This is a genomic window from Pseudomonas sp. LRP2-20 (assembly GCF_024349685.1).
GTDB lineage: Bacteria > Pseudomonadota > Gammaproteobacteria > Pseudomonadales > Pseudomonadaceae > Aquipseudomonas.
Window position 1 is genome coordinate 387,919 of record NZ_AP025944.1, and the last position, 14,132, is coordinate 402,050.

At 63.1% G+C, this 14,132-nt stretch carries 7 protein-coding genes and 1 pseudogene; 1 reads left to right on the forward strand and 7 read right to left on the reverse strand.

The genetic code is table 11. From position 1 onward, the window contains the following. Positions 1-10 precede the first annotated feature (10 nt). The 5 genes from mscK to betI form a co-directional block, all read right to left on the reverse strand. The gene (gene mscK / locus OCX61_RS01615) at positions 11-3,346 is read right to left on the reverse strand and encodes a mechanosensitive channel MscK (protein ID WP_261942336.1); all 3,336 of its coding nucleotides are present in this window, start codon (positions 3,344-3,346) and stop codon (positions 11-13) included. 35 nt (positions 3,347-3,381) lie between these two features. Then, positions 3,382-5,124, reverse strand: a complete 1,743-nt coding sequence (locus OCX61_RS01620; RefSeq protein ID WP_261942337.1) for a potassium/proton antiporter — start codon at positions 5,122-5,124, stop codon at positions 3,382-3,384. 255 nt (positions 5,125-5,379) lie between these two features. Then, complete coding sequence (betA, locus tag OCX61_RS01625; RefSeq protein WP_261942338.1) at positions 5,380-7,077, reverse strand: choline dehydrogenase; 1,698 nt, start codon at positions 7,075-7,077, stop codon at positions 5,380-5,382. A gap of 78 nt (positions 7,078-7,155) precedes the next feature. Continuing rightward, positions 7,156-8,628 carry a betaine-aldehyde dehydrogenase gene (gene betB / locus OCX61_RS01630; RefSeq protein ID WP_261942339.1) on the reverse strand — a complete coding sequence of 491 codons (1,473 nt, stop codon included), beginning with the start codon at positions 8,626-8,628 and terminating at the stop codon, positions 7,156-7,158. Between the two features lie 37 nt (positions 8,629-8,665). Continuing rightward, the gene (betI, locus tag OCX61_RS01635) at positions 8,666-9,322 is read right to left on the reverse strand and encodes a transcriptional regulator BetI (protein WP_261942340.1); all 657 of its coding nucleotides are present in this window, start codon (positions 9,320-9,322) and stop codon (positions 8,666-8,668) included. A 532-nt stretch (positions 9,323-9,854) separates the two neighbouring features. On the opposite strand from betI, the pseudogene OCX61_RS01640 reads away from it, so the two are divergent. Then, positions 9,855-11,380: pseudogene (locus tag OCX61_RS01640) on the forward strand (BCCT family transporter); the annotation flags it as partial. 494 nt (positions 11,381-11,874) lie between these two features. Here OCX61_RS01640 and OCX61_RS01645 read toward each other — a convergent pair. Beyond that, entirely contained in the window at positions 11,875-13,278 is a 1,404-nt protein-coding gene (locus OCX61_RS01645; protein ID WP_261942341.1) for a S1 family peptidase, read from the reverse strand. A gap of 78 nt (positions 13,279-13,356) precedes the next feature. Continuing rightward, on the reverse strand, positions 13,357-14,124 hold the full coding sequence (locus OCX61_RS01650) for a divergent polysaccharide deacetylase family protein (RefSeq protein ID WP_261942342.1): 768 nt from the start codon (positions 14,122-14,124) through the stop codon (positions 13,357-13,359). Positions 14,125-14,132: the final 8 nt, after the last annotated feature.

Here is a 14,132-nt window from a genome sequence, read left to right on the forward strand (position 1 = left end):
TCGAGCCCATTCAGGCCGGTGCAGTGCCATCCGGTTTAGGTTGTTCCATCGGGATCAACTGCTGCTTGCCGCCTTTCTGGTCCATCAGGAACACCTCCACCTGGCGCACCGAGATCTTGATGTCGTGGGCCTTGAACTCGCGGTTGATGTAGCGGTTGATCTCGTCCAGCGTCGGGTTGCGATCACCGAGGTCACGCACGTGCATGCGCAGCTCGTGGTCCAGCGAGCTCTCGCCGAAGTTGAGGAAGTACACGATCGGCTCTGGATCCTTGAGTACCCGCGGGTTCTCGTGGGCGCCCTTGAGCAGCAGCTCGCGCACCAGATCCAGGTCCGACCCGTAGTCGATGCCCAGTTTCAGCGTCACCCGGGTGACCGTGTCAGTCAGCGACCAGTTGATCAGCTGGCCGGTGATGAAGGTCTTGTTGGGGACGATGATGTCCTTGCGGTCGAAATCGGTGATGGTGGTGGCGCGGATGCGGATCTTGCTCACCGTGCCGGACAGGTTGCCGATGGTGATGGTGTCGCCGATCCGCACCGGGCGCTCGAACAGGATCATGATGCCGGAGATGAAGTTGGCGAAGATCTCCTGCATGCCGAAGCCCAGGCCCACCGATAGCGCCGCCACCAGCCATTGCAGCTTGTCCCAGCTCACCCCGAGGGTCGACAGGGTGCTGACGATGCCGACGCCGACGATGACATAGGACAGCAAGGTGGTGGTGGCGTACGCACTGCCCTGGGCCAGGTTGAGCCGCGACAGCACCAGGACTTCGAGCAGGCCGGGCAAGTTGCGTGCGAGCGCGAAGGTGATGCCGATGATGACCAGTGCACCGAGGAAGTCGCCCAGGCTGATCGGCACCATGCTGGCGGTGGCGCCGGTGCCGCTGGTGTACTCGTACAGGGTGAAATTGTTGAGGTAGGCGAACACCGAGATCAGGTCCGACCACACCCAGTACAGGCCGGCGATGAAGCCGCCGAGCAGGGCCAGGCGGATCAGGCGCAGCGACTGCTGGTTGACCTGTTCGATGTCCAGGGTCGGCTCTTCGGTGATGACTTCGCCGTCCAGCCCTTCCTTGGCCGCCTGGCGTTTGCTCAGTGCGCGCTGGTAGGCCAGGCGCCGTGCCGCCACCGACAGACCACGGACGAAGGCGGCCTCGATCACCAGCCAGAACAGCAGCAGGTAGAGCGTGTAGATCAGCCGGTCGGTCAGTTTCAGCGCGGTGTAGTAATAGCCAAAGCAGACCGCCACGAACAGCGCGATCGGCAGGGCGGTGAAGGCCACCCCGACGGCCTTGCGGAACAGCGAGGTGTCGCGGTGCGCCGGGCTGCTCAGCAGCAGGCGGCTGAGCAGCCAGGCCATCAGTGCGTAGCAGGTCAGCACGATGGCGATACCCAGCACATCTTCGGCCAGCGCCGAGGGTTGGTGTTCGGCCACCGCCACCACCCCGACCAGGGCCAGCACCACGGTGCCCAGGCGGCGTACCCAGCCACGCAGGAACTCGACCTGTGGCTTGTGCCAGCGGAAGTGGATTTCTGCCACGCCACCGGGGGCGAGGATGCGATAGGCGGTGTAGAACACCAGCCAGGCCTGGGCCAACTGCCACAAGGCGGCGCCCAGGTTGGCGTTCTGACCGCGGGCGTCGATCTGCAGCGCATAGCTGCACAGCGCAAGGCCCAGGCTGACCGGCATGGCGAGCAGGATATTGATCAGGATGGCCTGGGGCGTGTGCCACTGGCTGTCACGGCGGAAATGGCCAATATCCTGATGCACCTTGCCGAGCCGCTGGTGCAGGTACTTGCGCCGCCACAGCAGGGCGCCGATCACCAGCAGCAAGGGCAGGAACAGCAGCGGCCGCTGGCCCAGCCCATCGGCCAGCTCCTTGAGGCCCGAGCCCCAGGGCAGGTTGGCTACCTGATCGGTGAAGCGTGCCGGCACCAGGCTCAGCCATTCCCAGTCCAGTGGCTTGTTGCTGGGGATCCAGAACATCTGCTCTTCGAGCGTGGTGCGCAAGCCCTGGGCGGTGCCAAGCAGCTGCTTCTGGTTGAGCTGCAAGGTGATCGATTCGTTGAGCAGTGCCGACAGCTCGCGGCTGAGCCGTTCGAGCAGGTCGGCGCGGGTAATCATCACCTCCAGCAGGGCCTTGCGCAGCTGCGGGGTAACCTGTTCCTGCGGCTGGCCGACCAGCAGGTTGTCGACGTACGCGGCCGGGCTGCTCATCTGCTCGCGCTGCTGGTTCACTTCGAACTGGTAAAGACGGATATCGGCGATCTGGTCTGCCAGGTCGCGGTCGACTTTCAGGTGCGGCAGGGCCTGTTTCTGCTTGTAGAGGATCTTGGACAGCAGCAGGCTGCCCTTGAGCACGCTGATCTGTTCGTCCAGGGCCTGGTCGGCCTGGGTCAGGCTGTCGAGCTGCTGCTTGCTGCGCAAGTTCTGCTGGGTCAGTTCGTTGAGCCGGTCGGTGCTCTTGAGCAGGTAGTCGGACAGTTTCAGGTTGGCAGCGCTCTCGTTGGCCAGCAGGGTGCTGCCGCCGGCTTTCTGCGCTTCGATCGATTGCTGGGTGACCGTCTGTTGCGACTGGGCCAGGCGCTTTTCGTTGATCAGCGATTGCAGGTCCTGGATTTCCTGCTCCATCCGTGTGGCGCGCTCGATCAACAAGTCGTGGCGGGCATTGCCCAGGTCCTGCAGCAGGCCGTTGCCGGCCAGTTCCTGGCGGCGCAGCAAGGTCAGGGCATTGAGCGACGCCAGCTCGGCGTTGAGCTTGTTGCGTTGGTCGCTGTTGAGTGGCTTGCCGTTCTCCTTGCCGCTCTTGAGGCTGGAGTTGATCTGCTGGGTGCGCGTCTGGTTGTTGCTGATTTCTGCCTGAGCGCGCTCCGGACGGGTCTGCGAGTTGATGATCAGGCTGTTGGCATCCGACAGCGCCTTTTGCAGTTCGCCTTGCTGCGTGCTGCGCTCGCTGAGCATCTGTTCCAGCTGTGGCACGTTCAGGTTGGCGTAGCGCTGGGCTACCGGCAGTGGCTTGCTGGCCTTGAGCTTGATCAGCTCGCGCTGGCTGTCGGCGGTTTCCTTCGGCGCGCCAGCCAATTGCTGCTTGAGTGCCTCAAGCTTCTTTTCGCTGTCTTCCTTGCTGAGCAGCAGCGCCAGGGTCTGTTCCAGCACTTGTTGCTGGGCCTTCTGCTCCGGTGTCTGTTGCGCAGCCTTGGGGTCGGCCTCGCCACCCTTGGGCTGGGAAATCTTGTTCAGGCTGCTCTGGATGCTGGTCGTGGTGGGGAGCTCGGCCGCGCAAACGGCGAACGAGAGGGACAGGCACAGCCCGAGCAGGGCTGTGCGAAGGTACACGCGCAGGGACATAGGCAGACTACTTGTGGATCCGGCAGATACGAAGTTTAGAGGAACAATCCTGGTCCGGGTCGCGTTCCTTCGGGGAATCTGACGCCGACTTTCTGGATCTTGTTCCCGTCCATGGTCGCCACGGTCCAGATCGTGCCATGCCATTCGACCTGGTCACCTACTACTGGAGCGCCTCCGACCTTTTGTCGGATGAACTGCGCCAGCGGCATTTTCGCGTCCAGGCCGTCCAGCTTGAGGCCATAAAGGGCGGCCACCGCGCCCAGCTCGGCATCGCCTTCGAGCACGAAGTCGCCGAAGAAGCGCAGGTCCAGGCCACGTTGTGGCGCCTGGCTGAACAGCTTGCCCAGGGCCGGCAGGTTATGTTCGTGGCCGATCACACAGAGCATGTCGCCCACTTCCAGTACGGTACTGCCGGACGGGTGCAGCAGTTGCTCGCCGCGGAACAGTGCGGCGATACGCGTGCCTTCGGGCATTTTCAGTTCGCGCAGGGCGGCGCCGATGCACCATTTTTCCGCACCCAGGCGGTAGACGAACAGCTCCCACTCGCTGGTGATATGCACTTCCAGCGCGGAGCGGGAAATCGGCGCAGGGTCTGGTGGTACGGTGACCTTCAGTAGCTTGGCCATCCACGGCAGGCTGGTGCCCTGGACCAACAGCGATACCAGCACGATGAAGAACGCCAGGTTGAAGAACAGCTGGGCGTCCGGCAGGCCGGCCATCAGCGGGAACACCGCCAGAATGATCGGTACCGCGCCACGCAGGCCGACCCAGGAGATGAAGCCCTTTTCGCGGCCATGGAAGGCCTTGAACGGCAGCAGCGCGGCTACCACCGACAGCGGCCGCGCCACCAGGATCATCCACAGTGCCAGGCCCAGTGCCGGCAAGGCGATCGGCAGCAGGTCGTGGGGCGTGACCAGCAGACCCAGCACCAGGAACATGCCGATCTGTGCCAGCCAGGCCATGCCGTCGAGCATGTGCAGGATGCCGTGGCGGCTGCGGATCGGCTTGTTGCCCAGCACCAGGCCGCACAGGTACACGGCGAGGAAGCCGCTGCCGTGCAGGGCGTTGGTCAGCGAGAACACCACCAGGCCGCCGGCCACCACCAGGATCGGGTACAAACCGCCAGCCAGGTTGATGCGGTTGACCAGCTGCAGCATCAGCCAGCCGCCGCCCAGGCCGAGCAGGCTGCCGATACCGAACTCGCGTATCAGATGGGTCAGCAGGCTCCAGTGCAGGCCGGTCTGGCCGCTGGCGATCATGTCGATCAGGGTAACGGTGAGGAATACGGCCATCGGGTCGTTGCTGCCCGATTCGATTTCCAGGGTGGCGGTAACCCGCTCGTTCAAGCCTTTGCCGCCGAGCAACGAAAACACTGCCGCAGCGTCGGTGGAGCCGACGATGGCGCCAATCAGCAAGCCCTGGATCAGGCTCAGGTTGAACAGCCAGGCAGCCACCATGCCGGTGAGCGCGGTGGTGATCATCACGCCGATCGTGGCCAGCGACAGCGCTGGCCACAGTGCCACGCGGAAACTCGCCACCCGCGTGCGCAGGCCACCGTCGAGCAGGATCACGGCCAGTGCCAGGTTGCCCACCAGGTAGGCGGTCGGGTAGTTGTTGAAGATGATGCCGCCACCATCGACGCCAGCGACCATGCCGACGGCGAGGATGATGACCAGAATAGGGATGCCCAGGCGCGACGACAGTGAGCTGACCAGGATACTTGCGCCCACCAGCAATGCGCCGATCAGAAACAGGCTGTTGATGGTGCTGGCATCCAAAGGCAGGTACTCCGGGGTGGCGCGGGGAAAATGACTTGACTCGCAAGTCGCGTGCCAATCGATTCTAACCTGATGAATTGGCAGGCTGTAAAGCGTTTCTGCAGATGTAAAAAAGGCACCACGATGGGTGCCTTTTCTTGTGTTGCCTCTGAGGGCCCTTTCGCGGGCAAGCCCGCTCCCACATGTTGCTCACCGGCTCAGGCCCTGTGATAACCCTGTGGGAGCGGGCTTGCCCGCGAAGAGGCCAGTGCAGGCTTACGCCTGCTTCACTTCACGCATCGGCTTGCCCTTCACCGGTGCATCGCCCGCCACATAGTACTTGGCGGTGCTGCGTGGCAGCGGCTTGCGCCCACGGATCTTGTCGGAGATTTTCTCGGCGATCATGATCGTGGTGGCGTTGAGGTTGCCGGTAATGATCAGCGGCATGATCGACGCATCGACCACACGCAGGCCTTTCATTCCATGCACGCGGCCTTCGCCGTCGACCACTGCCATGTCGTCGGTGCCCATCTTGCACGAGCAGGACGGGTGGAAGGCGGTTTCGGCGTGCTCGCGGATGAACTTGTCCAGTTCCTCGTCGGTCTGCACGTGCTCGCCCGGGCTGATCTCGCGGCCGCGGTACGGGTCCAGCGCCGGCTGGGCCATGATTTCGCGGGTCAGGCGGATGCCGTCGCGGAATTCCTGCCAGTCCTGCTCGGTGGACATGTAGTTGAACAGGATGCTCGGGTGCTGGCGCGGGTTCTTCGACTTGACCTGGATACGACCACGGGCAGGCGAGCGCATGGAGCCCATGTGCGCCTGGAAGCCGTGTTCCTTGACACCGTTGGAGCCGTTGTAGTTGATCGCCACCGGCAGGAAGTGGTACTGGATGTTCGGCCACTTGAACTCAGGACGGGTACGGATGAAACCGCCGGCCTCGAACTGGTTGCTGGCGCCGATACCGGTACCGTTGAACATCCACTCGGCACCGATGGCCGGCTGGTTCCACCACAGCAGCGATGGGTACAGCGACACGGGCTGGGTGCAGGCGTACTGCAGGTACAGCTCAAGGTGGTCCTGCAGGTTCTCGCCGACGCCCGGCAGGTCGTGCACGACCGGGATGTCGAGGCTTTCCAGCAGGGCGCGCGGGCCTACGCCAGAGCGCTGCAGCAGTTGCGGCGAAGCAATGGCGCCGGAGCTGACGATCACCTCCTTGCGGGCACGGGCTTCGACGCGCTCTTCGCTGTCGCCGACCAGATAGGTCACGCCAATGGCGCGTTTGCCGTCGAACAGCACGCGGTCAGTCAAGGCGTGGGTGACGATGGTCAGGTTCGGGCGCTTCTTGGCCTGGTCCAGGTAGCCACGGGCGGTGCTGGAGCGGCGGCCTTGCTTGGTCACGGTGCGGTCCATCGGACCGAAGCCTTCCTGCTGGTAGCCGTTGAGGTCTTCAGTGCGCGGGTAGCCGGCCTGCACGCCGGCTTCGACCATGGCGTGGAACAGTGGGTTGTTGCCGGCTTTCGGCGTGGTCACGCTGACCGGGCCTTCGCCGCCGTGGTAGTCGTTCGGGCCGATGTCACGGGTTTCGGCTTTACGGAAGTACGGCAGGCAGTCCAGGTAGGTCCAGTCTTCCAGGCCTGGCAGTTCTGCCCAGCCGTCGAAGTCCAGGGCGTTGCCGCGGATGTAGCACATGCCGTTGATCAGCGACGAGCCACCCAGGCCCTTGCCGCGGCCACATTCCATGCGGCGGCCGTCCATGAACGGCTCCGGATCGGTCTCGTAGGCCCAGTTGTAGCGGCGGCCCTGCAGCGGGAAGGCCAGGGCGGCCGGCATCTGGGTGCGAAAGTCGAAGCGGTAGTCGGGCCCACCGGCTTCCAGCAGCAGTACGCTGACGCCGGCATCTTCGGTCAGGCGGGTAGCCAGGGTGTTACCGGCGGAGCCTGCTCCGACGATGATGTAATCGAATTCTTGGGACATGGAAGTACCCTCGTGTTGGCGGTGATCAGGGAGCGGGAACGCCCGTGCGCGGTGGCACGGGCGTGGCTGGACAGGGCCTTAGAAGACCGAGTTGTAGCCGCCCAGCTCGACCTGGACCGACTTGATGCGAGTGTATTGAGCCAGCGAGCTGACACCGTTCTCACGGCCGACGCCCGATTGCTTGTAGCCGCCAACCGGCATTTCGGCCGGCGATTCGCCCCAGGCGTTGATCCAGCAGATACCGGCTTCCAGCTGGTGGATGATGCGGTGGGCGCGGGAGATATCGTTGGTGCAGACACCAGCGGCCAGGCCGTAGTCGGTGTCGTTGGCACGGCGGATGACTTCTTCTTCGGTTTCGTAGGTGAGGATGCTCATCACCGGGCCGAAGATCTCTTCCTTGACGATGGTCATGTCGTCGCTGCAGTCGGTGAACACGGTCGGCGCGACGAAGGCACCTTTGGCGAAATCACCGGCAGTCAGACGCTCGCCGCCACACAGTACGCGGGCGCCTTCCTCTTTACCTTTGGCGATGTAGCCGAGCACGCTTTCCATGTGCTGGAAGCTGACCAGCGGGCCGAAGTTGGTGTTCTCGTCTTCCGGGTTGCCGACGCGGATGCGGGCAACGCGCTCGGCGATCTTGGCTTCGAAGGCCGCCTTCATTTCAGCCGGGATGAACACGCGAGTGCCGTTGGTGCAAACCTGACCGGAGCTGTAGAAGTTGGCCATCATGGCGATGTCGGCGGCCTTGTCCAGGTCGGCGTCGGCGCAGATGATCAGTGGCGACTTGCCGCCCAGTTCCATGGTGACTTCCTTGAGCGACGAGCTCGAGGCGCTGGCCATGACCTTCTTGCCGGTGGTGGTGCCGCCGGTGAACGAGACTTTCTCGATGCGTGGGTGCTCGGTCAGCCAGGTGCCGACTTCGCGGCCGCTGCCGGTCAGGACGTTGAACACGCCGTTCGGCAGGCCGGCTTCGGTGTAGATCTCGGCCAGTTTCAGGGTGGTCAGCGAAGTGACTTCCGATGGCTTGAAGATCATTGCGTTGCCAGCGGCCAGGGCCGGGGCGGATTTCCACAGGGCGATCTGGATCGGGTAGTTCCAGGCACCGATACCGACGGTCACGCCCAGCGGCTCGCGGCGGGTGTAGACGAAGGACGATTCGCGCAGCGGGATCTGCTCACCTTCGATGGCCGGTACCAGGCCAGCGTAGTACTCCAGCACATCGGCACCGGTGACGATGTCGACGTAGCGGGTTTCCGAGTACGACTTGCCGGTGTCCAGGGTTTCCAGCATGGCCAGCTCGTCGTTGCGCTCGCGCAGGATGTCGACGGCGCGACGCAGGATGCGCGAGCGCTGCATGGCGGTCATCGCTGCCCAGACCTTCTGGCCGCGCTCGGCGCTTTCCACGGCCTTTTCGACGTCGGCCTGGGTGGCACGTTGCACGTGGGCGAGGACTTCGCCGGTGGCCGGGTTGATGGCTTCGAAGGTGGCATCGCTGCCAGCGTCGACGTAATCGCCATCAATGTAGAGTTTTTGCGTTCCGAAACGGGCCATAGTGTCCTCGCAAGTGCAGTGTGTGGTTGGCTGCGCGTCACGCTCCTGCCGGGTGGGCAAGGGCCGTGCGTGCTTGATCAGCGGCCTGGTCGGCTGTGTCCAGGGTGTGCTGTTTAGCCAGTTGTAGATCCATGTATTCGTATGCAATCCGTATCGCCTGGTCGGTGTCGAATGCGTCACCCGACAGGGCACCACGCAGCCACAGGCCGTCGATCAGGGCCGCCAGGCCGCGGGCTGCCTTGCGCGCATGGTAAAGCGGCAGGGCGCGGCGGAACTGGCAGCACAGGTTGGAATACAGGCGGTGATCGTTGATCCGCTGCAACCTGTGCAAATCGGGCTGGTGCATGCTGGAAGCCCAGAAGGCCAACCAGGTTTTCATTGCCGGGCCGTTCACCTGGCTGGCATCGAAGTTGCCCTCGATGATCACTTTCAGGTGGGCGCGCGGGCTGTCGTCCGTCAGGGCCTGGCGACGTGCTCTAACGCCTTCGTTGAGCATGTTCATGATGTAACCCATCGTCGCTGCGATCAGGCCGTTCTTGTCCCGAAAGTAGTGACTGATGATGCCGTTTGACACACCGGCCAAACGAGCAATCAGCGCAATGCTGGCGTCCCCCAGTCCGACCTGATCGACCGCCTGCAACGTGGCTTCGATCAACTGCTGGCGGCGGATGGGTTGCATACCGACCTTGGGCATCTTGCTATCTCCTCAGGCCTGCGAGCAGACGACAGGCGGCTGACTCGGCGAAGGCCAGTCTATTTTGTTTTGATTGAACGTTCAATCAATAAAGAATAAGCTCTGCGACAATTTGTGCCATTGACAGTTTTTCAGGCGGTCGAGAAGGCACGGATTGACACCCCAGGAAATCGCGTAACCCCCGGAATACAAGGCGTTGACGGGCATCAGCGATGCGAAATGCAGATTCTGCCGTACGGTCACTGGCCCTGCGGCAGGCCCTTGGAGCGGGCGGGGTGGTCTGTGACGAATGCGCGCACCTCAGTGGAGGTGTGGCTTTTCAGCAGGCCACCTGTCTGTTTTTTTGCAACGTATCGATTCGGGATCACGGTTTCCAGGGTGCTTTTATAACACCTGATGCAGTGGGGAAATTCCACCAATTGCTCGGGAAAGATTGATTAGCCTCCACAGCCGTACTGCCCGGAGCATTCGTGCAATGAGTTCTGCCTCACTTACCAAGCCCCCCGCCGAGAGGGTACGGGTCAACCGCGTGGTGTTCTTCACCTCCGCGCTGATGATCCTCGTTCTGACTGCCTTGCTGATCGCTGTACCCGAAACCGCCGGCCAGGTGCTGGGCGTGGCCCAGAAATGGCTGACGCGCACCTTTGGCTGGTACTACATGCTGGTGATCGGCGGCTACCTGCTGTTCGTCATCTATCTGGCCTTCTCCGACTACGGCAAGCTCAAGCTTGGCGGCAAGGACGACCAGCCTGACTTCAGTTACGGCGCCTGGGCCGGCATGCTGTTCTCCTCCGGTATCGGTATCTCGCTGCTGTATTTCGGCGCCTCCGAGCCGCTGGACCACTACTTCAACCCGCCGGAAGGCACCTCTGCCAGCCTCGAGGCCGCGCGCCAGGGCCTGCAGCTGACCTTCCTGCACTGGGGCCTGCATGGCTGGGCGATCTACGCCTTGGTCGGCCTGGCCGTGGGTTACTTCGCCTACCGCCACAACCAGCCGCTGGCACTGCGCTCGGCCTTGTACCCGCTGGTCGGTGAGCGTTGGGTCAAGGGTGCTGCGGGCAATGCCGTCGACATCTTCGGCATGTTCGTCACCCTGCTGGGCCTGGTCACCAACCTCGGGATCGGCTCGATGCAGGTGGCCTCGGGCCTGGAATACCTGTTTGGCATGGACCACAGCAAGACCAACCTGCTGGTGGTGATCCTGGTCATGGCCGGCGTGGCCACCGTGGCTGCGGTCTCGGGTGTGGAAAACGGCATCCGCCGCCTGTCCAACCTGAACATCATGCTGTTCAGCGGCCTGTTGATTTTCGTCCTGCTGGGCGGCCAGACCCTGCACCTGCTCAACGGCTTCGTACAGAACATCGGCGACTACCTCAACGGTATCGTGCTGAAGACCTTCGACCTGTATGTGTATGAAGGCGAGGCCGGCAAGTCCGAGCGCTGGCTGGGCCTGTGGACCGTGTTCTACTGGGCCTGGTGGATCTCCTGGGGCCCATTCGTCGGCATGTTCATTGCCCGTATCTCCAAGGGCCGTACCGTGCGCCAGCTGGTCAGCGGCGTGCTGCTGATCCCGCTGGGCTTCACCCTGGCTTGGCTGTCGATCTTCGGCAACACCGCGCTGGACCTGGTGATCAACCAGGGCGCCGTGGAGCTGGGCAAGACCGCGCTTGAACAGCCGTCGATGTCGATCTACCAGCTGCTGGAATACTTCCCGGCGGCCAAGATCGTGATCGGTGTGGCGGTGTTCGTCGGCTTCGTGCTGTTCCTCACCCCGGCCGACTCCGGCGCGGTGATGATGGCCAACCTGTCGTGCAAAGGCGGCAAGGTCGATGAAGACGCCCCGCACTGGATGGTGGTGTTCTGGTCGGTGGTCATCACCCTGGTTACCATCGGCCTGATGTTCGCCGGTAACTTCGAAGCCATGCAGACCATGGTGGTGCTGGCAGGCCTGCCGTTCTCGGTGGTGCTGGTGCTGTTCATGTTCGGCCTGTACAAGGCCATGAAACAGGATGTGGCGGTCGAACAGGAGCGCGCCGAGCTGGCCGCCCGTGGCCGTCGCGGCTTCACCGAGCGCCTGAGCCAGCTGGACTTGCAGCCGACCCAGGCCGTGGTGCAGCGCTTTATGGACAAGCAAGTCAGCCCGGCGCTCAAAGAAGCTGCCGCGCAGTTGCAGACCCTGGGCTTCGAGGTGGAAACCCGGGTTGGCCAGTCGCGCAACATGATGGGCCTGCGGGTGATGATGGACGAGGGCAACCCGTTCGTTTACGAAGTGAGCCTGGACGGCTACATGGCCGCGCCGAGCGAGGCACCGGTGGAGGGCGAGCCGGAAGTGCGCCAGCGCTTCTACCGTGCCGAGGTGTACCTGCACGATGGCAGCCAGGAGTACGACCTGATGGGCTTTGCGCCCGAGCAGATCGTGCGTGATGTGCTGGATCAGTTCGAAAGCCACCGCCAGTTGCTGGGGCGTGTGTATAGCTGACCGAAGCTGACGGTATGAAAAAGGGCCCTGTTCGCGAGAACAGGGCCCTTTTCTTTGCGTGGAAAGAGCTAGGTCAAGGTGCCTTGGCCTGTAACAGGTCGGTGCGCAATTCGGAGCTTTGCTTGATCAGGTCAATGGCAACGCTGCACAACTTCAAGGGCAGTGCCGATGCAGGTATATCGCGGCTGTACCCGGGCAGCAGGCGATACCCTGATGGGTCGTTGCAGTCGGTGGTTTCAGGTGCACCGCGCTTTACCCGGTAAAATATGATGTCTGGAGCTTTCTGCCAGCTGACCCGGAGGCTGCCGTCAGCCAGCAGTTCTGTGTTCACCTGTGCCTGTGGCCTGCCTGGTGGCAGCAGTTCGACGGCAATGCTCAGGCTGTTGGCCATGAGCGCACGAGAAGGCAACTGGTCTGGCGACTGTACGCCGACCAGGCACAGGTAGTAAGTACCAGGCTCCGGTCCGATCGGGTCGTTGATCAAGGCTTCGCTCGCGGGGATGGTGCCGCTGTAGCCGGTCGGGTCTTCGCAGGCCAGTGCATCGGAGCCTGTCTTGTAGCGGTAGCGCGGTGTGTCGATCAGGAACTGGAAGTCCCAGCGGGCTTGTTCAATTGACCCATCAGCCAGGGTTCTGGCCTTGGTGAGCGTTTTCAGGCCGGAGCCTTGGGGCTCGAGCTGAAAACCTGGCAGCAACTGACAGGTGGGCAGTTCGAGGTCCATCCGGCCTGCGCTGAAGCAGCCCTGAACACGATGCACCGGTATTGCACCGACCTCACTACCGTGCAGGCTGTTGGCAATGCTGACCAGATGCTGGCTGTCGGTCGCGACGACCGGGCTGCCGGATGCTCCTTCATCAAGGCCCTGGCAGTCATTGCGCCTGGCATTGCGCCACACCCAGTTGCCAACGCTGGAAGTATCCTGGACGCGCTCCGTGCAGCTGGACAGGCGCAGGCCTTTGCCGAGCGAACTGGGCTCGCCGACTACCTGTACAGCGCCTTCTGGTGTGGGGGATGAGCCTAGCTTGAGAGGCGTAATGCCTTGTGCCAGCAGTTGCTCGAGCGGGGCGTCCAGCTCCAGAAGCGCCAGGTCGGCACCTTGCAAGCTGTTCCACACCGTACGTTTCAGCGGCACGGTGTAACGCTGGTCCTGTGTGTCGACAAAGTAGTTGAAGCTGATGCTGCCGGTAAGTGGCTGGTCAACGAGGATCTTGCCATTGATACCGCCTGCGCAGTGGCCAGCTGTCAGCACGTAGGCCGGCCCCGTCGTGTCGGAGTCAGCGGCTCGGCTGTCCAGCAGTGTGCCGATGCAATGCCGGTTATGTGAGACCAGCCGGCCAACGCCGGTCCACTGCCTGCTTTGGTCATCACTGTTGTACAGGACTCGCGGTGTGGCGAGAGGGTCAGGGCGATCGCTGGCGTTCGCCAGGTGACTGAACAGCATCAGGCCCAGCGTTGCCAGGAGTAATGGCTTTTGCATGTCGTACCTCCTCTGGATGGAGGACGAAGGGTGAAGGTCCTACCCGCGTGTTTGGCGGTACATAGTTGAACAGCGCGCTCAGCGATTGCTGTAGCGGCCATGCTTGCCATGGGCGGGCATGGCCTGGTTGCCGCGCTCGGCGATCATCTGCTGCAGCCTTATCAGCGTGACACCCTGGTCTTTGAGCCGTGGCAGCTCACGCGCCAGCACTTCGAGCGTTTGCGGGTAAGGGTGGCCGATCAGCACTGCCGAGCCTTGCTTGCGCGCCAGGGCGATACCTTGTTGCAGTTGCCCGGTGATCGCCTCGGTGGTGCGTACGTCATCGAGGAACACATCCCGTGAGACATGCGCCAACCCTTGTGCCTGTGCTTCTGCCGCTGCGACCGTGGCAGCACTGGTACGGCTGTCGACGAAGAACAGATGACGCCTCTGCAGCTCGCCCATCAGCCAGGCCATCGGTTCGCGTTGAGCGGTCATGCGGCTGCCCATGTGGTTGTTGATGCCGGCGGCGTACGGGACCTTGGCCAGGGCTGCGTCCAGGCGCCGGCCCAGCTCTTCGATGGGGATGCCGGGGTGCCAGGCGTAGGGGCCTGTGGCCGGGTCCATGGGCATGTGCAGGATCACCGTCTTGCCCGCCTTGTGGGCTTGGCGGGCGAAGTCGGTGGCATGTGGCGTGTCGGGCATGATCGCCATGGTGACCGGCCCGGGGAGGGCGAGGGTGCGGCTGTCGCGCTCGGGGCTCTGGCCCAGGTCGTCGATGATGATGCTCAGGTAGGCCTTGCCGGCCGGCGCCGCTTGCGCGACCCCGGCCATCAGGCAGAACAGCAGACACAGCAGATAACGCATGGGGTGGA